The sequence below is a fragment of the Pseudomonas sp. NFACC56-3 genome (assembly GCF_900100025.1).
Taxonomy (GTDB): Bacteria; Pseudomonadota; Gammaproteobacteria; order Pseudomonadales; family Pseudomonadaceae; genus Aquipseudomonas; species Aquipseudomonas fluorescens_AA.
Genome location: NZ_FMTK01000023.1, coordinates 44391 through 66373 on the forward strand (window position 1 = coordinate 44391; position 21983 = coordinate 66373).

Annotated in this window: 18 protein-coding genes and 2 pseudogenes; 12 read left to right on the forward strand and 8 right to left on the reverse strand. The window is 61.5% G+C overall.

Annotated elements, in window-relative coordinates; genetic code table 11:
- Nucleotides 1-2 precede the first annotated feature (2 nt).
- The 7 genes from ispG to BLO80_RS24300 all read left to right on the forward strand — a co-directional run bounded on the left by ispG (nt 3) and on the right by BLO80_RS24300 (nt 8133).
- Nucleotides 3-1112: a flavodoxin-dependent (E)-4-hydroxy-3-methylbut-2-enyl-diphosphate synthase gene (gene ispG, locus BLO80_RS24270; RefSeq protein WP_003185136.1), complete on the forward strand. Its 1110-nt coding sequence runs from the start codon at nt 3-5 to the stop codon at nt 1110-1112.
- 22 nt (nt 1113-1134) lie between these two features.
- Nucleotides 1135-2424: a histidine--tRNA ligase gene (gene hisS / locus BLO80_RS24275; RefSeq protein ID WP_092331621.1), complete on the forward strand. Its 1290-nt coding sequence runs from the start codon at nt 1135-1137 to the stop codon at nt 2422-2424.
- Nucleotides 2425-2464: 40 nt separating this feature from the next.
- A complete protein-coding gene (locus BLO80_RS24280; protein ID WP_025212011.1) occupies nt 2465-3106 on the forward strand; it encodes a YfgM family protein in 642 nt (213 codons plus the stop codon).
- On the forward strand, nt 3099-4250 hold the full coding sequence (gene bamB, locus BLO80_RS24285; protein WP_092331619.1) for an outer membrane protein assembly factor BamB: 1152 nt from the start codon (nt 3099-3101) through the stop codon (nt 4248-4250). The genes BLO80_RS24280 and bamB overlap by 8 nt, the downstream gene beginning before the upstream one ends.
- Nucleotides 4251-4451: 201 nt before the next feature.
- Nucleotides 4452-5924, forward strand: coding sequence for a ribosome biogenesis GTPase Der (gene der / locus BLO80_RS24290; RefSeq protein ID WP_092331616.1), 1473 nt, complete (start codon nt 4452-4454; stop codon nt 5922-5924).
- A gap of 278 nt (nt 5925-6202) precedes the next feature.
- Complete coding sequence (locus BLO80_RS24295; RefSeq protein WP_092331613.1) at nt 6203-7351, forward strand: pyridoxal phosphate-dependent aminotransferase; 1149 nt, start codon at nt 6203-6205, stop codon at nt 7349-7351.
- Nucleotides 7339-8133, forward strand: a complete 795-nt coding sequence (locus BLO80_RS24300; RefSeq protein ID WP_092331611.1) for an amidohydrolase — start codon at nt 7339-7341, stop codon at nt 8131-8133. The genes BLO80_RS24295 and BLO80_RS24300 overlap by 13 nt, the downstream gene beginning before the upstream one ends.
- 237 nt (nt 8134-8370) lie before the next feature.
- Here BLO80_RS24300 and leuA read toward each other — a convergent pair whose 3' ends face one another.
- The 3 genes from leuA to xseA all read right to left on the reverse strand — a co-directional run bounded on the left by leuA (nt 8371) and on the right by xseA (nt 12743).
- Nucleotides 8371-10050: a 2-isopropylmalate synthase gene (gene leuA / locus BLO80_RS24305; protein ID WP_092331608.1), complete on the reverse strand. Its 1680-nt coding sequence runs from the start codon at nt 10048-10050 to the stop codon at nt 8371-8373.
- Nucleotides 10051-10538: 488 nt separating this feature from the next.
- The gene (locus BLO80_RS24315) at nt 10539-11360 is read right to left on the reverse strand and encodes a peptidoglycan DD-metalloendopeptidase family protein (RefSeq protein ID WP_092331605.1); all 822 of its coding nucleotides are present in this window, start codon (nt 11358-11360) and stop codon (nt 10539-10541) included.
- Between the two features lie 3 nt (nt 11361-11363).
- Nucleotides 11364-12743 carry an exodeoxyribonuclease VII large subunit gene (gene xseA / locus BLO80_RS24320; RefSeq protein WP_092331603.1) on the reverse strand — a complete coding sequence of 460 codons (1380 nt, stop codon included), beginning with the start codon at nt 12741-12743 and terminating at the stop codon, nt 11364-11366.
- Between the two features lie 246 nt (nt 12744-12989).
- Here xseA and BLO80_RS24325 point away from each other — a divergent pair, with 246 nt between their 5' ends.
- From BLO80_RS24325 to guaA, 4 genes are all read left to right on the forward strand, one after another.
- On the forward strand, nt 12990-13757 hold the full coding sequence (locus BLO80_RS24325) for a sulfite exporter TauE/SafE family protein (protein ID WP_092331600.1): 768 nt from the start codon (nt 12990-12992) through the stop codon (nt 13755-13757).
- Nucleotides 13758-13823: 66 nt separating this feature from the next.
- Nucleotides 13824-14372: a sugar ABC transporter ATPase gene (locus BLO80_RS24330; protein WP_092331597.1), complete on the forward strand. Its 549-nt coding sequence runs from the start codon at nt 13824-13826 to the stop codon at nt 14370-14372.
- Between the two features lie 244 nt (nt 14373-14616).
- On the forward strand, nt 14617-16086 hold the full coding sequence (guaB, locus tag BLO80_RS24335) for an IMP dehydrogenase (RefSeq protein ID WP_092331595.1): 1470 nt from the start codon (nt 14617-14619) through the stop codon (nt 16084-16086).
- Between the two features lie 79 nt (nt 16087-16165).
- The gene (guaA, locus tag BLO80_RS24340; protein ID WP_072408106.1) at nt 16166-17743 is read left to right on the forward strand and encodes a glutamine-hydrolyzing GMP synthase; all 1578 of its coding nucleotides are present in this window, start codon (nt 16166-16168) and stop codon (nt 17741-17743) included.
- Between the two features lie 203 nt (nt 17744-17946).
- On the opposite strand, the pseudogene BLO80_RS24345 reads toward guaA, so the two are convergent.
- The 5 genes and pseudogenes from BLO80_RS24345 to BLO80_RS24365 form a co-directional block, all read right to left on the reverse strand.
- Nucleotides 17947-18162: pseudogene (locus BLO80_RS24345) on the reverse strand (DUF2976 domain-containing protein); the annotation flags it as partial.
- 18 nt (nt 18163-18180) lie between these two features.
- Nucleotides 18181-18414, reverse strand: a complete 234-nt coding sequence (locus tag BLO80_RS24350; RefSeq protein ID WP_092331592.1) for a TIGR03758 family integrating conjugative element protein — start codon at nt 18412-18414, stop codon at nt 18181-18183.
- Nucleotides 18395-18829 (reverse strand): annotated as a pseudogene (locus BLO80_RS30065) (methyl-accepting chemotaxis protein); the annotation flags it as partial. The pseudogene BLO80_RS30065 and the gene BLO80_RS24350, both read right to left, overlap by 20 nt.
- A gap of 71 nt (nt 18830-18900) precedes the next feature.
- Nucleotides 18901-20148, reverse strand: coding sequence for a thioredoxin family protein (locus BLO80_RS30070; RefSeq protein ID WP_092331587.1), 1248 nt, complete (start codon nt 20146-20148; stop codon nt 18901-18903).
- Between the two features lie 9 nt (nt 20149-20157).
- Nucleotides 20158-21084: an SbmA/BacA-like family transporter gene (locus tag BLO80_RS24365; RefSeq protein WP_175459546.1), complete on the reverse strand. Its 927-nt coding sequence runs from the start codon at nt 21082-21084 to the stop codon at nt 20158-20160.
- Nucleotides 21085-21752: 668 nt separating this feature from the next.
- Here BLO80_RS24365 and BLO80_RS24370 point away from each other — a divergent pair.
- Nucleotides 21753-21950 carry a transcriptional regulator gene (locus tag BLO80_RS24370; RefSeq protein ID WP_092331582.1) on the forward strand — a complete coding sequence of 66 codons (198 nt, stop codon included), beginning with the start codon at nt 21753-21755 and terminating at the stop codon, nt 21948-21950.
- Nucleotides 21951-21983: the final 33 nt, after the last annotated feature.

The following is a 21983-nucleotide window of genomic DNA, read 5'->3' on the forward strand; positions in this document are numbered from 1 at the left end:
TCATGCACGGCGAATCTCCAATCAAGCGTCGCGAATCCCGAAAGATCTGGGTCGGTAACGTGCCCGTGGGCGGCGATGCGCCTATCGCTGTGCAGAGCATGACCAACAGCGACACCAATGACGTGGCCGCCACGGTCGCGCAGATCAACCGCCTGGAAGCCGCCGGTGTCGACATCGTGCGGGTATCGGTGCCGGACATGGACGCCGCCGAGGCGTTCGGCAAGATCAAGCAACTGGTCAAGGTGCCCTTGGTCGCCGACATTCACTTCGACTACCGCATCGCCCTGCGCGTGGCCGAACTGGGCGTCGATTGCCTGCGCATCAACCCGGGCAACATCGGTCGCGAAGACCGGGTCCGCGCCGTGGTGGATGCCGCTCGCGACCGCGGCATCCCGATCCGCATCGGCGTCAACGCCGGTTCCCTGGAAAAAGACCTGCAAAAGAAATACGGCGAACCGACCCCGGCGGCGCTGGTGGAATCCGCCCTGCGCCACGTCGAGCACCTGGAGCGCCTGAATTTTCAGGACTTCAAGGTCAGCGTGAAGGCGTCCGACGTGTTCATGGCCGTCGAAGCCTATCGTCTGCTGGCCAAGGAAATCGTCCAGCCGCTGCACCTGGGCATCACCGAAGCCGGTGGGTTGCGTTCGGGCACGGTGAAATCCGCCGTCGGCCTCGGTATGCTGCTCGCCGAAGGGATTGGCGATACCATCCGCATCTCGTTGGCGGCTGACCCGGTCGAGGAAGTGAAAGTCGGCTACGACATTCTCAAGTCCCTGCACCTGCGTTCCCGTGGCATCAACTTCATCGCCTGCCCGAGCTGCTCGCGGCAGAACTTCGATGTGGTCAAGACCATGAACGAACTGGAAGGGCGCCTCGAAGACCTGCTGGTGCCGCTGGATGTCGCGGTGATCGGTTGCGTGGTCAACGGCCCGGGCGAAGCCAAGGAGGCCCATATCGGCCTGACTGGCGGCACACCGAACCTGATTTACATCGACGGCAAGCCGTCGCAGAAACTGACGAATGACAATCTGGTGGATGAGCTGGAACGGCTGATTCGCCAGAAAGCGGCCGAAAAGGTCGAAGCCGACGCTGCGGTCATCGCGCGCGGTTAAGTCGAAAGATTAAGGAATAGACGTGAGCAAGTCTCTGCAAGCCATTCGTGGCATGAACGACATCCTGCCCGAGCAGACGCCCCTGTGGCGCTATTTCGAGGGCACCGTGGCGCGCCTGCTGGATAACTACGGTTACCGGCAGATCCGCATGCCAATCGTCGAGTTCACCGAGCTGTTCAAGCGTTCCATCGGTGAAGTGACCGACATCGTCGAAAAAGAGATGTACACCTTCGACGACCGCAACGGCGATTCCCTGACCCTGCGCCCCGAAGGCACCGCGGCCTGCGTGCGTGCGGTGCTCGAACACGGCATCACCGGCGGCGGCCAGGTGCAGAAGCTCTGGTACATCGGCCCGATGTTCCGTCACGAGCGCCCTCAGAAGGGTCGTTATCGCCAGTTCCACCAGATTGGCCTGGAAGTGTTCAACCTCGACGGCCCGGACATCGACGCCGAGCTGATCGTCATGACCTGGCGCCTGTGGGGCGAGCTGGGGCTGCGTGACGCGGTCAAGCTCGAGCTCAACAGCCTGGGCACCAGTGAGTCCCGTGGCCGCTACCGTGAAGCGTTGGTGGCGTTTCTTTCCGCGCACCTGGACAAGCTCGACGAAGACAGCCAGCGCCGTCTGAAGACCAATCCACTGCGCGTGCTCGACACCAAGAATGCCGACACCCAGGCCGTCCTGGTCGACGCGCCGAAAATGGCCGACTACCTCGACGACGAGTCCCGTGCGCACTTCGAAGGGCTGAAGGCGCGCCTGGACGCCGTGGGCATTCCCTACGTGATCAACCCCAAGCTGGTTCGCGGCCTGGATTACTACAGCAAGACGGTCTTCGAGTGGGTCACCGACAAACTCGGCGCCCAGGGCACCGTCTGTGCCGGCGGCCGCTACGACGGGCTGGTGGAGCAGATGGGCGGCAAGCCGACCCCTGGCGTGGGCTTTGCCATGGGCATCGAGCGCCTGGTACTGATGCTGGAAGCCCTGGACAAGGTGCCCGAAGAACTGTCCCGTCAGGTCGACGTCTACCTGTGCGCCTTTGGCGAGGCCGCCGAACTGGCCGCTTTGTCGTTGAGCGAGCGGATCCGCGACCAGTTGCCCAACCTGCGCTTGCAGATCAACGCCGGCGCCGGCAGTTTCAAGAGCCAATTCAAGAAGGCCGACAAGAGCGGTGCGCTGTACGCACTGATCCTCGGTGACGACGAACTGGCCCAACAAGTGGTAGGTTTCAAACCCCTGCGTGGCCAGGGCGAACAACAAAGCATTGCCTGGGATGCGCTTGCTGCACACCTGGCCACCTGCGTCGTGCAGGGTTGAAGCTGTCAAACAGCCGATTTAGCGATTAAGGAGTATTGGGGTGTCGAGTACCGAAGATGAACAGCTGGCGGATTTGAAGGACTGGTGGACGCGCAACGGCAAGCCGCTGGTCACTGGCGGCCTGTTGGCGCTGGTCATCGTGTTCGGCTGGCAGGCCTACCAGAAATACCAGAGCAACCAGTCGCAAGGCGCCTCGGTGCTCTACCAGCAATTGCTGGAAACCACCCTGACCCCGGACGGCAAGCCTGACCCTGCCCGTGTGGCGGACCTGGCCGGCAAGCTGGACAAGGAATTCGGCGGCACTGCCTACGCGCAGTACGGTCGCCTGTTCGTGGCCAAGGTGGCGGTGGACAGCGGCAAGTTGGACGACGCGGCCACCGAGCTCAAAGGTATCGTCGACAAACCGGCCAACCCGACCCTGGGCGAAGTGGCGCGTCAGCGCCTGGCGCAGGTGCTCGCGGCACAGAACAAGGCCGAAGACGCCTTGAAACTGCTCGACGGCGATGCCGACAAGGCGTTCCTGGCGACCCGCGAAGAACTCAAGGGCGACCTGCTGGTACAGCTGGGTCGTGCCGATGAGGCCCATGCGGCCTACCAAAAAGCCAAGGCTGCGCTGTCGGATGAAGCCGCAGTCGGTGGCCTGCAAATCAAGCTGGACGACCTGGCCAAAGGGGATGCGTGACGTGATCCGTTGGAAACATGCAGCATTGCTGGCCCTGGCCATTCTGGCCGCGGGTTGCAGCAGCAACAGCAAGAAAGAACTGCCGCCAGCCGAACTGACCGACTTCAAAGAAGAAGTCGTGCTGCAGAAGCAGTGGAGCCGTTCCATCGGCGATGGCCAGGGTGAAACCTACAACATGCTGGTGCCGGCCATCGATGGCGACACCATCTATGCCGGAGACGTCACGGGCGTGGTCATGGCGATGGATCGCAGCAACGGCGACGTCAAATGGAAGAAAGATCTTGAACTGCCCGTTTCCGGCGCCGTTGGCGTGGGTTACGGCCTGGTCATGATCGGCACGCTCAAGGGCGAGATCGTCGCCCTGGACGCGAGCAGCGGTGAAGAGAAATGGCGCGCTCGCGTGACCAGCGAAGTGCTCGCACCGCCGGCCACCAACGGTGACGTGGTGGTGGTCCAGACCCAGGATGACCGTCTGATCGGCCTGGATGCCGCCACCGGTAACCAGCGCTGGGTGTACGACAGTACCCCGGCGGTGCTGACCCTGCGTGGCACCAGTGCGCCTGTCGTCACCAACCGCCTCGCGGTGGCTGGCTTGTCGACCGGTAAAGTGGTGGCCCTGGATATTTCCAACGGCGTGCCGGTCTGGGAACAGCGCGTGGCGATCCCACAAGGTCGGTCGGAACTGGAACGCGTGGTCGACATCGACGGCGGCTTGCTGCTGTCCGGCGGTACGTTGTACGTCGCCAGCTACCAGGGCCGCGTGGCGGCACTGGACCTGGAAAGCGGTCGTCCGTTGTGGCAGCGCGATGCGTCCAGCTACGCCGGTGTCGCCCAAGGCTTTGGCAGCGTCTACGTGAGCCTGTCCTCGGGCACGGTCGAAGGCGTTGACGAGCGTTCCACCACCGCCTTGTGGAGCAACGACTCCCTGGCCCGTCGTCAACTGTCGGCCCCGGAAGTGTTCTCCAGCTATGTCGCAGTGGGTGATCTGGAAGGTTACCTGCACCTGCTCAGCCAGGTGGACGGTCGTTTCGTCGGCCGTGAGCGCATCGACAGCGACGGCCTGCGTGCCCGTCCGCTGGTGGTGGGCAACACGATCTATGTGTATGGCAACAGCGGCAAACTGGAAGCCCTGACCATCAAGTAAGACTATGCTTGGGGCTAGATCTCAAGCGGCCCGTCCTTTGTGGGAGCGGGCTTGCTCGCGAATACGGTGTACCAGAAGAAAATCTGTTAACTGACACACCGCTTTCGCGAGCAAGCCCGCTCCCACAGGACTGCCTCCGAGCACCAGCCGCTGCCTCGCAGCGGCTTTTGTATTTTCTGAAATAACGAAGTGGAGAGCCGCATGGTTCCCGTAATCGCCCTGGTGGGCCGACCGAACGTCGGCAAGTCCACCTTGTTCAACCGCCTGACCAGGACTCGCGACGCCATTGTCGGCGACTTGTCCGGTCTGACCCGTGATCGCCAATACGGTGAGGCCAAGTGGCAAGGGCGTACCTATATTCTGGTCGACACCGGCGGCATCTCCGGTGATGAACATGGCATGGACGAAAAAATGGCCGAGCAGTCGCTGCTCGCCATTGAAGAAGCCGATGTGGTGCTGTTCCTGGTAGACGCCAAGGCGGGTTTTACCGCCGCGGACCAGATGATCGCCGAGCATTTGCGCAAGCGTAACAAGCGTTCCTACGTGGTCGCCAACAAGGTCGACAACATCGACCCGGACATGGCCCGCGCCGAGTTCGCACCGTTGGGCATGGGCCAGGCGATCCCGATCGCCGGCGCCCACGGTCGTGGCATCACCCAGATGCTGGAAATCGCCCTGGAGAGTTTCCCCAAGGACGACACGGAAGAGCCGGAAGAGGGCGAGGAAGAGATCGTTGCCGAGGGTGAGGAAGCCAAGCGCATTCCGGGCCCGAGCGAAAAAGACGGGATCAAGATCGCCATCATCGGCCGTCCCAACGTGGGCAAGTCGACGCTGGTCAACCGCATGCTCGGTGAAGACCGGGTCATCGTCTACGACCAGCCCGGTACCACCCGTGACAGCATCTACATTCCCTTCGAGCGTAACGAAGAGAAGTACACGCTGATCGACACCGCCGGTGTGCGCAAGCGCGGCAAGATCCACGAAGAAGTTGAAAAGTTCTCCGTGGTCAAGACCTTGCAGGCGATCAAAGACGCCAACGTGGTGATCTTCGTGATGGATGCCCGCGAAGGCGTGGTCGATCACGACCTGAACCTGCTGGGCTTCGCCCTGGAAGCCGGGCGTGCGCTGGTCATCGCGATCAACAAGTGGGACGGCATGACGCCGAGCGAGCGGGATTTCGTCAAGGTCGAACTGCAGCGCCGGCTGTTCTTCGTCGACTTCGCCGACATCCACTTCATCTCGGCCCTGCACGGCACGGGCGTGGGCAACCTCTACGCTTCGGTGCAGAATTCGTTCAAGTCGGCGGTCACCCGCTGGCCGACCAACCGCCTGACCCAGATCCTCGAAGATGCGGTAGGCGAGCACGCGCCACCGATGGTCAACAACCGTCGGATCAAACTGCGCTACGCCCACTTGGGCGGTGCCAACCCGCCGATTATCGTGATCCACGGTAACCAGATCGAGAAGGTGCCCAAGTCGTACGTCCGTTACCTGGAAAACACCTACCGTCGCGTCCTGAAGCTGGTCGGCACGCCGATCCGCATCGAGTTCAAGGGCGGCGAGAACCCGTACGAAGGCAACAAGAACACGCTCACCGACCGCCAGGTCAACAAGAAGCGCCGCTTGATGTCGCACCACAAGAAGGCCGACAAGAAGCGCCGCGACAAGCGCTGATCGGACCTGCTGGCCGGAAGAGCTTTTGTGGCGAGGGAGCTTGCTCCCGCTGGGTTGCGAAGCAACCCCAAATCTATCAGCGGCCACGCTGTAGCAGATGGAACGCAGGGGCTGCTGCGCAGCCCAGCGGGAGCAAGCTCCCTCGCCACAGAGTTTTCCTGCGATTCGGTGACAAGAAAAGGGTGCCCTTTGTGGCACCCTTTTTCATGCCCGGCGATTGGGCTATCCTCGAGCTCTCCCGCGCCGCGCCAGAGCCGGGTGCAGAGCAGGGACCCTCCATGATCACCAGCAAGTTGCCGAACGTCGGCATCACGATTTTCACCCAGATGTCCCAGCTCGCCGCGCAGACGGGCGCGCTGAACCTGTCCCAGGGCTTTCCCGATTTCGATGGCCCGCAGGCCCTGCGCGATGCGGTTGGCCGGCACATTGCTCAAGGCCATAACCAGTACTCGCCGATGACCGGCCTGCCGGCGCTGCGCCAGCAGATCGCGGCGAAGATCGCCCGCAGCTACGGCGCCAACGTCGATGCCGATCAAGAGGTCACCGTGACCCCTGGCGCGACCGAGGCGATTTTCTGTGCCATCGCGGCGGTGGTCCACAGCGGTGACGAAGTGATCGTTTTCGATCCCAGCTATGACAGCTACGAGCCTTCCGTTCTCTTGGCCGGTGGGCGCTGCATACACGTGCCATTGGGCCTGGATGACTTCGCCATCGACTTCGAGAAGCTCGGCGAAGCCCTGAGCCCGCGCACGCGCATGATTATCCTCAACTCGCCGCACAACCCCAGCGGCGCCCTGATCAGCCGTGCCGAACTCGATCAATTGGCGACGCTGATTCGCGACCGTGACATCTACCTGGTCAGTGATGAGGTCTACGAACACCTGGTGTTCGACGGCGTCGCCCACGCCAGTGTCCTGGCCCACGAAGAACTGTACCGCCGCGCCTTCGTGGTCAGTTCGTTCGGCAAGACCTACCACGTCACCGGCTGGAAAACCGGCTACGTGGTGGCGCCAGCGGCCCTGACGGCAGAGCTGCGCAAGGTGCACCAGTACGTGAGTTTCTGCGGCGTGACGCCGTTGCAGTACGCCCTGGCCGACTACATGGCCGAGCGTCCGGAACACGTCGACGAACTGCCGGGCTTCTACCAGGCCAAGCGCGACCTGTTCTGCGATCTGCTGGCCCCATCACGGTTCAGCTTCAAGCGCGTGACCGGCACTTATTTCCAGTTGGTGGATTATTCGCGGATTCGCCCGGACCTCAATGACGTCGACATGGCGGTGTGGATGACCCGCGAGCATGGCGTGGCGACGATTCCGATCTCGGTGTTCTACCAGGACCCACCCCAAGGCCAGCGCCTGGTGCGCCTGTGCTTTGCCAAACGCGAGGAGACGCTGCGCGAAGCGGCGGAAAAACTATGCGTGATTTGAGTGCGTTGCCGGACCTCGACATTGCCCTGGTCCAGACCACCCTGGCCTGGCACGACCGCGAGGCCAACCTGGAACATTTCGAAGCGCTGCTGGAGCAGGCGCGCGGGGCTGACCTGATCATCCTTCCGGAAATGTTCACCACGGGTTTTTCCATGGAGTCCGAGACCCTGGCGGAGCCGGAGAACGGCCCGACGCGCCACTGGCTCAAGGCCCAGGCTGCGAAGTTGGACGCGGTCATCACTGGCAGTGTGATCATCCAGGACGCTGACGGCAGCCACCGCAACCGCTTGCTGTGGGCACGACCGGACGGTGAAGTGCTGCATTACGACAAGCGCCATCTGTTTCGCATGGCCGGCGAGCACAACCACTACACGCCGGGCGAGCGACAGGTGCTGTTCGAGCTCAAGGGCTGGCGGATTCGCCCGTTGATTTGCTACGACCTGCGCTTTCCGGTGTGGAGCCGCGACGCCGAGGACACCGACCTGTTGCTGTACACCGCCAACTGGCCCGGAGCCCGGCGTATGCACTGGAACCGGCTGCTGCCGGCCCGGGCGATCGAGAACCTGTGCTACGTGGCGGCAGTCAACCGTGTCGGCACCGACGGCAAGGGCTTCGCCTACACCGGTGACAGCCAGGTGCTGGATTTCCAGGGTGAAACCTTGCTCAGCGCCGGTGATGCGGATGGCGTGTTCACCGTGTGTTTGCAGGCGGCGGACCTGGCGGCGTATCGCACGCGGTTTCCGGCGAACCTGGATGCCGATCGCTTCGAATTCACGAATTGAAACGACTCAGCCCTAAAGAACGGTGTTGCGACTTGTATTGACTGACAGGCCGCCATCGCGAGCCAGCTCGCTCCCACAGGGGGCTGAGGTGGGCACAGGATTTCGGTTCCACTGAAGACCCAGTGTGGGAGCGAGCTTGCTCGCGATGAGGCCAGTACAGTCAGCACCCAACCATCAGCCAAACAAAAAGGCCCCAGGGTTCACACCCCGGGGCCTTTTTGCATTTCAGCCCAGGAATCAGGCTGCCTTGGCTTCCGGCTGGCTCAGCGAGCGGTTCAGCGCACTGAACAGTGCCTTGAAGCTCGCCGTGGTGATGTTCTCATCGATACCCACGCCATGCACCGCACGCTCGCCGTTGACGCGCAGTTCGATGTAGGCCGCTGCCTTGGCATGGGTGCCGGCGCCGATGGCGTGTTCGTTGTAGTCCATGATCTCCACCGGAATCGGCAGGCCGGCCACCAGCGCTTCCAGGGCGCCGTTGCCCTTGCCGCGCCAATGCAGGTTGGTCTCGCCCTGGCCCTTGCTCGCCACTTCCACCTCTACGGCGCTGTTGCCGTTCTCTTCCTGCAGGCGATGGCTGACCAGCGCGTACGGGGTGTTGGCTTGCAGGTATTCACGTTGCAACAGGCCGTGAATCTGCTGGGCGGTCATTTCCAGGCCCAGGCGATCGGTTTCGCGCTGTACCACCTGGCTGAACTCGATCTGCATGCGACGCGGCAGGCTGATGCCGTATTCCTGTTCCAGCAGGTAAGCGATACCGCCTTTGCCCGATTGGCTGTTGACGCGAATCACCGCCTCGTAGCTGCGACCGATGTCGGCCGGGTCGATCGGCAGGTACGGTACTTCCCACAGGGTGTCCGGTTTCTGCTGGGCGAAGCCCTTGCGGATGGCATCCTGGTGCGAGCCGGAGAACGCGGTGTGGACCAGGTCGCCGACGTATGGATGGCGCGGGTGCACCGGGATCTGGTTGCATTCCTCGACCACTTTGCGCACGCCGTCGATGTCGGAGAAGTCCAGCTCCGGGTCGATGCCCTGGGTGTAGAGGTTCAGCGCCACGGTCACCAGGTCGACGTTACCGGTGCGTTCGCCGTTGCCGAACAGGCAGCCTTCGACACGGTCGGCGCCGGCCATCAGGCCCAGCTCGGTGGCGGCCACGCCGGTGCCACGGTCGTTGTGGGTGTGCAGGCTGATGAGCACGCTGTCACGCCGGCTGATGTTGCGGTGGAACCACTCGATCTGGTCGGCGTAGATGTTCGGGGTGGCGACTTCCACGGTAGCGGGCAGGTTGAGGATCACCTTGCGCTCGGGCGTCGGGTTCCAGACTTCGATCACCGCGTCGCAGACTTCCTTGGCGAACTCCAGCTCAGTGGCGCTGAAGGTTTCTGGCGAGTATTCGAACTGCCATTGGGTTTCCGGCTGCTGGGCGGCGTATTTGACGAACAGCTTGGCCGCGTTCACCGCGATTTCCTTCACGCCTTCCTTGTCCTGGTTGAACACGATGCGGCGGAACGACGGGCTGGTGGCGTTGTACAGGTGGACGATGGCTTTTTTCGCACCACGCAGGGATTCGAACGTACGCGCGATCAGGTCTTCACGGGCCTGGGTCAGCACCTGGATGGTGGTGTCGTCCGGGATGTGGCCTTCTTCGATGAGGGTGCGCACGAAGTCGAAGTCGGTCTGGGAAGCGGCCGGGAACGAAGCCTCGATTTCCTTCACGCCTACCGCGACCAGGGTTTTCCAGAAACGCAGCTTCTTGACCGCGTCCATCGGCTCGATCAGCGACTGATTGCCGTCGCGCAGGTCGGAGCTGCACCAGATCGGCGCGGCGGTGATGGTCTTCGACGGCCAGGTGCGATCCGGCAGGTTGATGGTCGGGAAGGCACGGTATTTGGAAGACGGGTCTTTGAGCATGCTCATGGGGAAATCCTTATTGTCGTGGCCGGAAAAAGGCGGCCTGCCGGTGGTTCGAATGGGGTGGCTTGAAGCCTGGACGAGGTGCCGCGATTCAGCCCGGCAGTCGTGCGCTGACGAGGCACAGGCTGCGGTGCTGGCGAAGCTGGATGAGGGTGTGAGAGGTTTTCATGCCTCAACCCTAACCGCGTGGGGGACGGATCGCAAGCAGTCGGGAAAAATTGAGAGAAGTTTTGCTTTGGGGAGGTTTTGCGAGATTTAATCGCGAGTTCTTCGGAAATTTGTAGTTTTATTGCGTCGATGTTTGTGGCTCGGCAATTCAGGGAGAGGCGGTGCTACTGCTGGCCCCATCGCGAGCAAGCTCGGCTCCCACAGGGTAGCTCGGTACTTCTGAAATAGTGCTGAACCTGTGGAAGTAGGTACTTTTAAGAACAGCGCCGTACCTGTGGGAGCCGAGCTTGCTCGCGATGAGGCCAGTAGCCCTGGCACACATCTCAGGGCTGGAACGCCCCGATGAAAATCGCCGGATCCACCCGCGCATCGTTCAGGCTGATATTCCAGTGCATATGCGGCCCGGTCGCGCGGCCGGTGGCGCCGACCTTGCCCACCACGGTGCCCCGGGCCAGTTGCTGGCCGACCTTCACGTCGATCTTCGACATGTGGCAGAACATGCTGATGAAACCCTGGCCATGGTCGACGAACACCGTGTTGCCATTGAAGAAGTAATTGCCGGTGAGGATCACCTTGCCCGCGGCCGGGGTCTTGATCGGTGTCCCAGCGGGCACGGCGAAGTCCAGGCCGGCGTGGGGGTTGCGCTCTTCGCCGTTGAAGAAGCGGCGCACGCCGAACTTGCTCGACAGCGGGCCGTTGACCGGTTTGTCCAGCAGCAGGTTGCTGGGAGTGTTCGGGCTGAAGCTGCGATAGGCCTTCAGTTGTACCGCCAGTTCGGCGTCGATGCGCTTGAGGTCCGCCGGGTTCGGGTTGACCTGGCGCTTGTTTTTCAGGGTGATGTGCTGCTCGGGGTACTTTTTATAGCCGACCACGAACGGCTGGGTGGCGCCGCCACTGCTGATCTGTTGGGTGCCGGGCTGGACCGTCAGCGGGATGCCGACAATCGCCAGCCAGTTGTTTTGTTCCTTGACCACCAGCACCGGCTTGCCCTGGTAAGTGGCTTTGGGGGCCTGGGCCGCGCTGCCCAGGTCCACCACGGCCACGCCGCCGGGCACCGGCTTGTTCAATAAACGGGTGATGTAACTGTCGGCGTGGGCGTTGAAGGTCAGGCACAGCAACAGCAGTGGGGCGAGATAGCGCGGCATGAATCAGTCCAGTAAAGAAAGGGTGACTGGCGTCAGGTGATTGTCTTCGACCCGCACCAGCAGTTCGCCTTCGCCGAGTTTGGCGGTCAGGCGCTGGCCGGTCTGGGTTTGCCCGGCGCTGCGGATCGCATGGCCACGTTCGTCGAGCAAGATGCTGTAGCCGCGGCCAAGGGTCGCCAGGGGGCTGACGATGTGCAGCGTCTGCATCTGGTTGTGCAGTTGCACACGGCGCGCCTTGAGGCCTTCGCGCATGGCCCGGGGCAGGCGTTCGGCCAGGCTGTCCAGGCGCTGGCGCAGCAACGCCAGGTGCCGGCCCGGGTGTTGCCCGGCGAGGCGGGTTTCCAGGCGGATCAGCCGCTCACGGCGGGTATTGAGGCTGCGTTCGAAGGCCCGGCGCATGCGCATGTCCAGGTCGTCGAGGCGTTGGGCTTGCTGGCGCAGGCGTTCACCGGGATGACGCAGGCGCCGGGTGAGGCCTTCGAGGCGCAATTGATCGCGCATCAGGCGGTCGCGCATGCGCATCACCAGTCGGCGATGCAGGCTTTCGACCCGGCGCACCAGGTCGCTGGCATCCGGCGCCAGCAGTTCAGCGGCGGCGGACGGGGTCGGGGCGCGCACGTCGGCGACGAAATCGCTGATGGACACGTCGGTTTCATGGCCGACGGCGCTGACGATTGGCGTGACGCAGGCATCCACCGCCCGGGCCACGGCTTCTTCGTTGAAGCACCATAAGTCTTCCAGCGAACCGCCGCCCCGGGCCAGGATCAGCGCATCGAAGCCACGGGCATCGGCCAGTTTCAGGGCGCGGACGATTTGCCCGGTGGCTTCGCGGCCTTGCACGGCGGTGGGAATCAGGGTCAGGGATATCTGCGGCGCCCGGCGGCGGAACACGCTGATGATGTCGCGGATCACCGCGCCCGTGGGCGAACTGATGATGCCGATGCGTTGCGGATGGGCCGGCAACGGCACCTTGCGTTCGGCGTTGAACAGGCCCTCGGCGCTGAGTTTTTCCTTCAAGGCATCGAAGGCCAGGCGCAGGGCGCCATCGCCGGCCGGCTCCACGGTGTCGAGGATCAACTGATAATCGCCCCGGCCTTCGAACAGCGAAACCTTGCCGCGCACTTTCACCGCCAGCCCGTCCTTCAAGGCCTGGCGCACCCGCGCGGCATTCTGCCGGAACAGCGCGCAACGCACCTGGGCACCGCTGTCCTTGAGGGTGAAGTACACATGGCCGGAGGCCGGACGGGCAAGGTTGGAAATCTCGCCCTCGACCCAGATGTTGCTGAATACGTCTTCAAGCAACACCCGCGCACGGCCGTTGAGCTGGCTGACAGTCAGGACCTCGCGGTCCAGGCCCAGTCGGGCAAAGGGATCTTTAATCATGGGCGGCATGATAAGGGCATTCGCTGGTGAATCTCCATGTATGGAAACAAATCGGACCGAGTTGTCTTCATCGCGAGCAAGCTCGCTCCCACAGGGATCTTGGGTGGTCGCAAGCTTTGTGAACACCAGGGATCCATTTGTGGGAGCGAGCTTGCTCGCGATAGCGGTGGTCCTGTCACCACAAATGCTGGATATGCTCCGACACATCTGGCTAAAGTCGCCGCTTCGCCATCAAGGAAGTGCCGGATGAATCTTCTGTCGTGGTTGGGCCAGTGGGCATTCGCGCCTATGGAATGGCTGGTGATCGGCCTGGCCATCGCACTGGCCTACATCGTGTTCGGCATCGCCGGGTTCGGCACGGCGCTGGTGGCCGCGCCCATCCTGCTGCTGTTCATGCCCTTGTCGAAGATCATCCCGCTGCTGGTCCTGCTGGATTTTGTCGCGGCCTTCGGCAACCTGTTGCCATCGCGTCGGGACGTGTCCCGGCCGGAGCTGCTGCGGTTGCTGCCGTGCATGGCACTGGGCTGCACCCTGGGGGTGATTTTCCTGCTCAACCTCAAGTCCGACCTTTTGTTACTGTTGATGGGGTTGTTCATCTGCAGCTATGCCATTTATAGCCTGTCGATAAAAACCCGGCCGGCGCAGCTGTCATCGCGGTGGGCGTTTCCGCTGGGCACGGTGGGCGGGATGTTCGGGGCGTTGTTTGGCAGTGGCGGCTTTCTATATGCCATCTACTTGAATAGCCGCCTGCCCAAGGACCCGGCCCGGGCCACGCAAAGTGCCTTGATCAGTTGCAGCACCGTGGTGCGCTTGAGCCTGTTTATCGTCGCCGGCGTGTATGCCGAGCTACCCTTGCTGGTACTGGCGCTGTGTTTGTTGCCGGCCATGGCGCTGGGGCTGTGGGTGGGGCGTCGCCTGACCATGAGGTTGTCGCGCGAGGCGTTCGTGCGCTTGGTGACCTGGCTGGTGCTCGCCAGCGGCATTGCCTTGATCGGGCGTTACCTGAGTGCTTGACCTGGCTCGGCCAGGGATTAAGCTGCCGGCCTTTATTCGCCCTCATGGGAACCTCCAGGCCTCGTCATGAATTCGCAAAGCATCATCGTCCCGAAAATTTCCACCCTGCCGGTCCACGAGCCCCGGGCCCGGGCGATCGTGCGCTGGCTGGTGCGCAAAAATATCGTCGAAGAACAACTGACCACCTGCGGGCGCACCGGCAATCGCATGGCCCACGCCATCGCCCCCGGTGCCCGCGATGTGGTCTTGTACCCGCAAGCCTTGCCGTTCGGCGAGTCGGTCAACGGCCTGGAGATCATCACCACGCGCTGCATCTATACACCGGCCAAGGGCTTTCTCGAAGAAGCCGGCTGTGCCGAGTGCCGCAGGGAAATCGGTGAAGCGTTGTTCGAAAGCCTGGAAGACTGGATGCCAGCGCGCACCGACAACTTCACCTGCCCCGAATGTGGACATGAAGATGACATCAATGGTTTTCTGTTCCTGCAGCCGTGCGGCTTTTCCAACCTGGGGTTCATTTTCAACAACTGGCTGGAGGCGGGGTTCAAGCAGGACTTTCTCGATGAGTTCTCCGATTGGCTCGATCAGCCGGTGAGTTGGGTGAGGGTGGAGTTGTAAGGGCGCCGTTGAGCCAATGTGGGAGCGAGCTTGCTCGCGATGGCGTCGGGGCAGTTGATACGGTGTTGACTGATACGCCGCTATCGCGAGCAAGCTCGCTCCCACAGGGAATATGGGTTGGCAAGCAGGCAGTGATTTAGCCCGTCAATCAGCCCGCCAATAATAGACAGAGTTTTACATTGAGCCAGGCGGGGTCCATGAGTATAATGGCGCGCTTCCATTTTCCCGCTCGGGAGCCCCCGCGATGCTGCGTATCAGCCAAGAAGCTCTGACCTTCGACGACATTCTCCTAGTGCCCGGTTATTCCGAAGTACTGCCTAACGAAGTCAGTCTCAAAACCCGTCTCACCCGTGGCATCGAACTGAATATCCCTCTGGTTTCCGCCGCCATGGACACCGTGACCGAAGCCCGTCTGGCCATTGCCATGGCCCAGGAAGGCGGTATCGGTATCATCCACAAGAACATGACCATCGAACAGCAGGCCGCCGAAGTGCGCAAGGTCAAGCGGTTCGAGGCTGGCGTGGTCAAGGACCCGATCACCATCGAGGCTGACGCCACGGTCCGGGATCTGTTCGAACTGACCCGCATGCACAACATCTCCGGCGTTCCGGTACTGCACGATGGCGACCTGGTCGGCATCGTCACCTCCCGCGACGTGCGTTTCGAGAACCGTCTCGATGCTTCCGTCCGCCAAGTGATGACGCCTAAAGAGCGCCTGGTCACGGTCAAGGAAGGCACCGACAAGGACGAAGTCCGCGAATTGCTGCACAAGCACCGTATCGAGCGTGTGCTGATCGTCGACGACAAATTCGCCCTCAAGGGCATGATGACCGTCAACGACATCGAAAAAGCCAAGGCCTACCCGCTGGCGAGCAAGGACGACCAGGGTCGTCTGCGCGTCGGCGCTGCGGTCGGCACCGGCAAGGACACCGGCGACCGCGTCGCCGCCCTGGTCAATGCCGGCGTCGACGTGGTGGTGGTCGACACCGCCCACGGTCACTCCAAAGGCGTGATCGACCGCGTTCGCTGGGTCAAGCAGAACTTCCCTGACGTGCAGGTGATCGGCGGCAACATCGCCACCGGCGAAGCCGCCAAGGCCCTGGCCGAAGCCGGCGCCGACGCGGTCAAGGTCGGTATCGGCCCTGGCTCGATCTGCACCACCCGTATCGTCGCCGGTGTCGGCGTGCCGCAGATCAGCGCCATCGCCAACGTCGCCGCCGCCCTTGAAGGCACGGGCGTGCCGTTGATCGCCGACGGCGGTATCCGCTTCTCCGGTGACCTGTCCAAGGCCATCGTCGCCGGTGCCTACTGCGTGATGATGGGTTCGATGTTCGCCGGTACCGAAGAAGCGCCGGGCGAGATCGAGCTGTTCCAGGGCCGTAGCTACAAGGCTTATCGCGGCATGGGGTCGCTGGGCGCCATGTCCCAGGCCCAGGGCTCTTCCGACCGTTACTTCCAGGACTCCTCCGCGGGTGCCGAGAAGCTGGTGCCGGAAGGCATCGAAGGTCGCGTGCCGTACAAAGGCACCCTGAGCGCCATCATCCATCAACTGATGGGCGGCCTGCGTTCCTCCATGGGCTACACCGGCAGCGCCGACATCGAAGAGATGCGTACCAAGCCGGAATTCGTGCGCATCACCGGCGCCGGCATGGCCGAGTCCCATGTCCACGACGTGCAGATCACCAAGGAAGCGCCGAACTACCGCGTAGGTTAAGGCTTCCAGCAAAACGTTAATCACCGGGGCTGTTCATTCAGCCCCGAGTTGTTTCTGATTCACTACATGAGAATGAGTCATGGCCCTCGACATTCACGCTCACCGCATCCTGATCCTCGACTTCGGTTCCCAGTACACCCAGCTGATCGCCCGCCGCGTGCGTGAAATCGGCGTGTACTGCGAACTGCATCCGTTCGACATGGATGACGAAGCGATTCGCGAATTCGCTCCGAAAGGCGTCATCCTCGCCGGCGGCCCCGAGTCCGTGCACGAAGCCGACAGCCCGCGCTGCCCGCAGGCGGTGTTCGACCTGGGCGTGCCGGTCTTCGGTATCTGCTACGGCATGCAGACCATGGCTGAACAGCTGGGCGGCAAGGTCGAAGGTTCGGACCTGCGTGAGTTCGGTTATGCCCGCGTCGACGTGGTCGGCAAGAGCCGCCTGCTGGACGGCATCGAAGACCACATCGACGCCGACGGCCTGTTCGGCCTGGACGTGTGGATGAGCCACGGTGACAAGGTCACCAAGATGCCGGAAGACTTCCACATCCTGGCCAGTACCCCGAGCTGCCCGATCGCCGGCATGTTCAACGATGATCGCCGTTACTACGGCGTGCAGTTCCACCCTGAAGTGACCCACACCAAGCAGGGTGGCCGCATCCTGTCGCGCTTCATCCTCGACATCTGCGGGTGCGAAGCCCTGTGGACTCCGTCGAAAATCGCTGAAGACGCCATCGCCCAGGTCCGCGCCCAGGTCGGCACCGACAACGTGCTGCTGGGCCTGTCCGGCGGCGTCGACTCCTCGGTGGTCGCTGCTCTACTGCACAAGGCCATCGGCGACCAACTGACCTGCGTCTTTGTCGACAACGGTCTGCTGCGCCTGCACGAAGGCGAGCAAGTGATGGCCATGTTCGCCGAGAACATGGGCGTCAAGGTGATCCGCGCCAACGCCGAAGAGCAGTTCCTGAACAACCTGGCCGGCGAGTCCGACCCGGAGAAGAAGCGCAAGATCATCGGCCGCACCTTCATCGACGTGTTCGATGCCGAATCCTGCAAGCTGGACAACATCAAGTACCTGGCCCAGGGCACCATCTACCCCGACGTGATCGAGTCGGCCGGTGCCAAGAGCGGCAAGGCCCACGTGATCAAGTCCCACCACAACGTCGGCGGCCTGCCAGAGGAAATGAACCTCAAGCTGGTCGAACCGCTGCGCGAACTGTTCAAGGACGAAGTGCGTCGCCTCGGCCTGGAACTGGGCCTGCCCTACGACATGGTCTACCGCCACCCATTCCCAGGCCCGGGCCTGGGCGTGCGGATCCTCGGTGAAGTGAAGAAGGAATACGCCGACCTGCTGCGTCGCGCCGACCACATCTTCATCGAAGAACTGCGCAAGGCCGATTGGTACCACAAGGTCAGCCAGGCATTCGTGGTGTTCCAACCGGTGAAATCGGTGGGCGTGGTTGGCGATGGCCGTCGTTACGCCTGGGTCGTGGCCCTGCGTGCCGTGGAAACCATCGACTTCATGACCGCTCGCTGGGCACACTTGCCGTACGAGCTGCTGGAAACCGTTTCCGGACGCATCATCAACGAAATCGAAGGCATCTCCCGCGTCACGTATGACGTGTCGAGCAAGCCGCCGGCGACGATTGAGTGGGAATGATTGGACGTCCGGCATTGCCGGGCACGATCTAGCAAGAAATGCCCTGGAGCCCGCGTAATTGCGGGCTTTTGGTTTTTTGGGTCTGGCAAGTTCTGGCAGCTTTGTGCATCGCCAAGCACTGTGTTTATGTGGCATGGTACGGGGCATTGACTGAGCCAAATGCCATGCTTAGTGCTCGATACCATGTCGCCTTTGACGACGATCAGGCAGAGGGCGCACAAGGCCAGGGCAAACAGCGAGATGAGGTCGAATCCGTAGTTTTTCAGTGTCTCCAGCCAGGTAGAACCTTCGCCTCGCGAGGGAGCTTGCGCTTGGGGAAGGGCGGCTTGGCTAATTGCTGGCACTAGCGCAGCGCTGGCCAAGGCAAGCTGAGTTTTGGCGCGGACGCCGAGGGTGAACAGTCGTTTGAGGGACAGCATGGATTTCTCCTCGCGGGGTTAATGCAAAATGAGCCAGAACAGCACGCAGTAGAGGAGTAGCCCACGAATGAGGGCGCCTTTGGCGGCGGCTTTGAGGTTCTGATTCGCCCAGCCCTTGTAGAGGCTGATGGAAAGCCAGGCGAACGACATCGTGGTGATGGCCATGGCCACCGATAGCCAGAAGGTGTTGCTGGCCGCCGGCGTAAGGCCGCTGGCTGCTTGAAATGCAGTTTTAGAGATGGAAACGGGCAACCATCTGGTTGAAGGAAGTTGCCAAGCGCGATAGGTCCTGGCTCGATGCGCTCGTTTGATTAGCACCTGCCGCAGTTTGGGTGGAGAGGTCCTGGATATTGCTCAGGTTGCGGTCCACCTCACGTGCCACCTGCGCCTGCTCCTCGGCGGCGCTGGCGATCACCAGATTGCGTTCGTTGATGCCAGCGACGGCTTCATTGATCCGCGCTAAAGCCTGGTCGGCCTCCTTGGCCAGGTGCTGAGTGTCTTGGGCGCGCGCCTGGCTACTATCCATGGCGTGAACTGCTCGATCAGCTGTTTGCTGCACTCCGCCGATCATACTTTCAATCTCGCCGGTGGATGCTTGAGTGCGAGCTGCCAGCCCTTGGCTGCGCGAGAGACTGACCTGGGCTTTGTCTGCACCCTGTTGGCGCGCAAGGCTCAGTATCTCTTGCGCGATATCGCCCAGCTCTTCTCCCGTACACTCATCACGAATTCCTTTCGATATCAGATACGCAGGAGCTGCGGTGCCTGCTTGAGTGCGGCGATCAGATGAGCCCGCGTCGCCGAATGCACCCCATGCAGTCCTTGAAGGTTGTTTTCGATGAATCTTGCTTCTTTGGCCTGGTATTCACCGTTCTCCTCAAGCCACTGGGCACGCAAGGCGGTTAGCTCTTCTGGAGAAGCCTTGCCGGTGGCAGTCTGAGCTTCGCGCTCCGAGAACCAGTAGAAGCGTCTTCTTTCCATGTCGCGGTCTTCCGCTGTCCAGCCACACTGATGTTGACCGACACTGAATGAAAGGTCTCCGGCGAGGCGAAAAACCGCCGCCCATTCATCATGCTGATTGCAACCTGGCATCGGGGATAGTTCGAGGAGCACCTTCGCCAACCGCTGGATTGCCCGGTCAGGATGCTGTTGCAGGCTTTCCGCCCGGCGTTTTATCTCGTCCATGGCCGCTTCATCGACAGGGTCGCCCTGCAGATGCTTTTTGCATTCCTTCAACCAGGCACAGCGCAAGGCATCCGCATCTGCGGCAACTGCCAGCAGACCAGGCCAGTCAAAGGTAGGCTCTTTGAGGTAGTCGTAGATGACGAGTGCCGGTACCCGGCTAAGATCGGTGCCTACGGTCAGCGCCAGCGAGAGTGACCTGATCGTTTCCGGGGAGCTTGCCTGGACAAAGTCCAGGGCATGGCCCACGGCCGCGGGAATACCACTGATACGTTCGAATACCTCGATGTCGGCGTTATGGACCATGGCGGCCACGAGAGTGCCTTTCCCTTCTATCCAAAAGGGATGGGGGCTGGCTTGAACCAGCCCTTCAAGAGCCTGCTGCTCCAAGCGAGAAAACAAGAACTTCTTGAGTTCAGGATCGCCGTAGAACGCAGGATATTTGGGGGTATCTGCACGAAGCACGGGCGGACGCTCGAGCACGATACCGTTGCCGGTCATCCATTTCGTCAGCTGGTCGAGGGTTTTGACGCCTACCTCGCGGCTGACTTCTTTTCCATCCTTGAACAGCAGGAGGGTGGGAATGCCGCGAACATTGAAATTGGCCATGGCGTCTGGATATTGCTCAACATCCAACTTGGCAACTTTCAAGGTCCCGACGGACAGCACCGCTAATTTCTCCAGATTCGGTGCCAGTGAGCGGCAGGGAGCACACCAGGGTGCCCATAGATCGAGAAGAACAGGCATGCTTGAATGGAGGACGTCTTGTTCGAGCGTCTCTCCAGTGATCTTAACTACTGTGGACATGTTAATTCCTTAAGTCTTGGGGGTGAGATTGAGCGTTTGACTGTGGTATTGCGCCAGGGAGGTGCGATGGGCAACGCTGATGAGGGTGGTATCGGGAAGCGCCTCGACCAGGGCGGATAGAGGCGATGCTCTGTCTCCGGTCCAGGGCGCTCGTTGCTTCATCCAGGAAGAGATACTTGGGCCGCTGTAGCAGTCGGTAGGGGTATGGAGCTGCAACCGGGTGCAAGACAGCGATTCGTCTGCCGTGTGGCTGTACTCGATGGCACTGACCCTGTTCTCTGCCTGGTTGATGGCCCACTGGAAATCGCGCAGCCGATTCGTCAGCGCCAACCAATTGGTGAACGATATATAGGCCTGGGGAAAATAGGCGATGGTGTTGGAGAGCATCGCGTAGGCGCCGGTGATGCGCACCGTGTCGCCATAGGTGATTTTGCCATTCAACAGTAACGGCGGCGCCAACAAGGTGGGCAGCAGGCTGAACAGGTGAGAGAACATGTGCTGGCCGAACATGACCTTGAAGGTTCGGTTGATAATGCTGATGGTATTGGCGCGAACCCGTTGGAAGCGGTCAGTCAGGTGCTTGTTCTCGATATCGCCGCCGCGGTAGAAGGCGACTTGCTCCGCGTATTCCCGGACTTGCATGCCCTGGTAGCGAAAATCCGCCTCGACCGTCTGTCTGTGGTTGTTCAAGCCAATCAGCACCTTCCCTAGCCAATGGGAAAGCCAGAGGTGCAGGGCACAATAGGTATAGGCAGCAAAGACCATATAACCCGGTATCGATACCTGGGTGTCATCGATCTTGAAATCCAAGGTCCCTGAAATATTCCAGAGCAGTATCGAATAGGCGACGGCATTGACTATCACGCCGGTGATTGTGGTTACCCAAGGCTGGTGCTCGGGGCGATTCTTCAGTTGCAGGTTCAGACTGGTCATCATTCCGGCTCTATCATTCATGGGCAGAGCCTGCACTCGAGCGAGCTACCCGCAGGCGAGAGAGGTCACGGCGCGCTGGTTGAAAGCAGCGTCCTATCGGTGCCTGATCCGGACCGCCGCAGCCACGCCGGTCAATCCCGATCAGCACGGCCTCACTGCCATTCAGCGACCCGTAGAGGGATCTGACACAAGAGGCCAGGGACAAGGTATGTGGGCATGCAGTGTTCAAGCTCACCTCATCTTTTCTTCTCTATAGGGTCTGTGCGGCGAGAAGAAAAAAGTGATAGTGCTCGAGCGAACTTTTTTTTAGCTGGCGCCACGTCGCTACCGCGGCGAGGCTGCTGACGGCATGAGAGCAGCCGCCACTACTGGATGATTGAGGGCACCAGAGCGGGATAGATCTGACAGCGAGCAGAGCCTGGGCACCCCGAATACGCAGGGAACGGACAGGTGTCGCGGAATTGACCCTCTGACGATTAACGGCGAAAGGACCTGGCTTGAGAGAGGGGGTACGTCGTGATGGGTAAGCGCGGATACGACCCTAGCGGGCTGGGTGACGTCAGGCAGTGTTGATCGTCTGCTGCCGATTGGTAGTGGCCACCAAAGTCCAAGCGCTTCTAAGCGGGTATCACGCGCCCTGTACCGCCTAGCTACAAAGAGGATGCCACCAGATGAAAAGTCGAACACATGACGATTTCATGGCCGAGCAGATTAACGCCGATCCGCACTACGCTGCCGAGTTGCTTTCTGAAGTGCGCCGGAACGGCGATGCTGCCGAGTTAGCTATCCTATTGCGACAAATGAGCAGAGCGTTCAGACAGGTTGAAGGCTGGAGTCTTAGCGAAAAGGCCAGGAATCGTCGGCGATGAAGGCCGAGTTGATCTGTTGGAAGATGGCCGCGG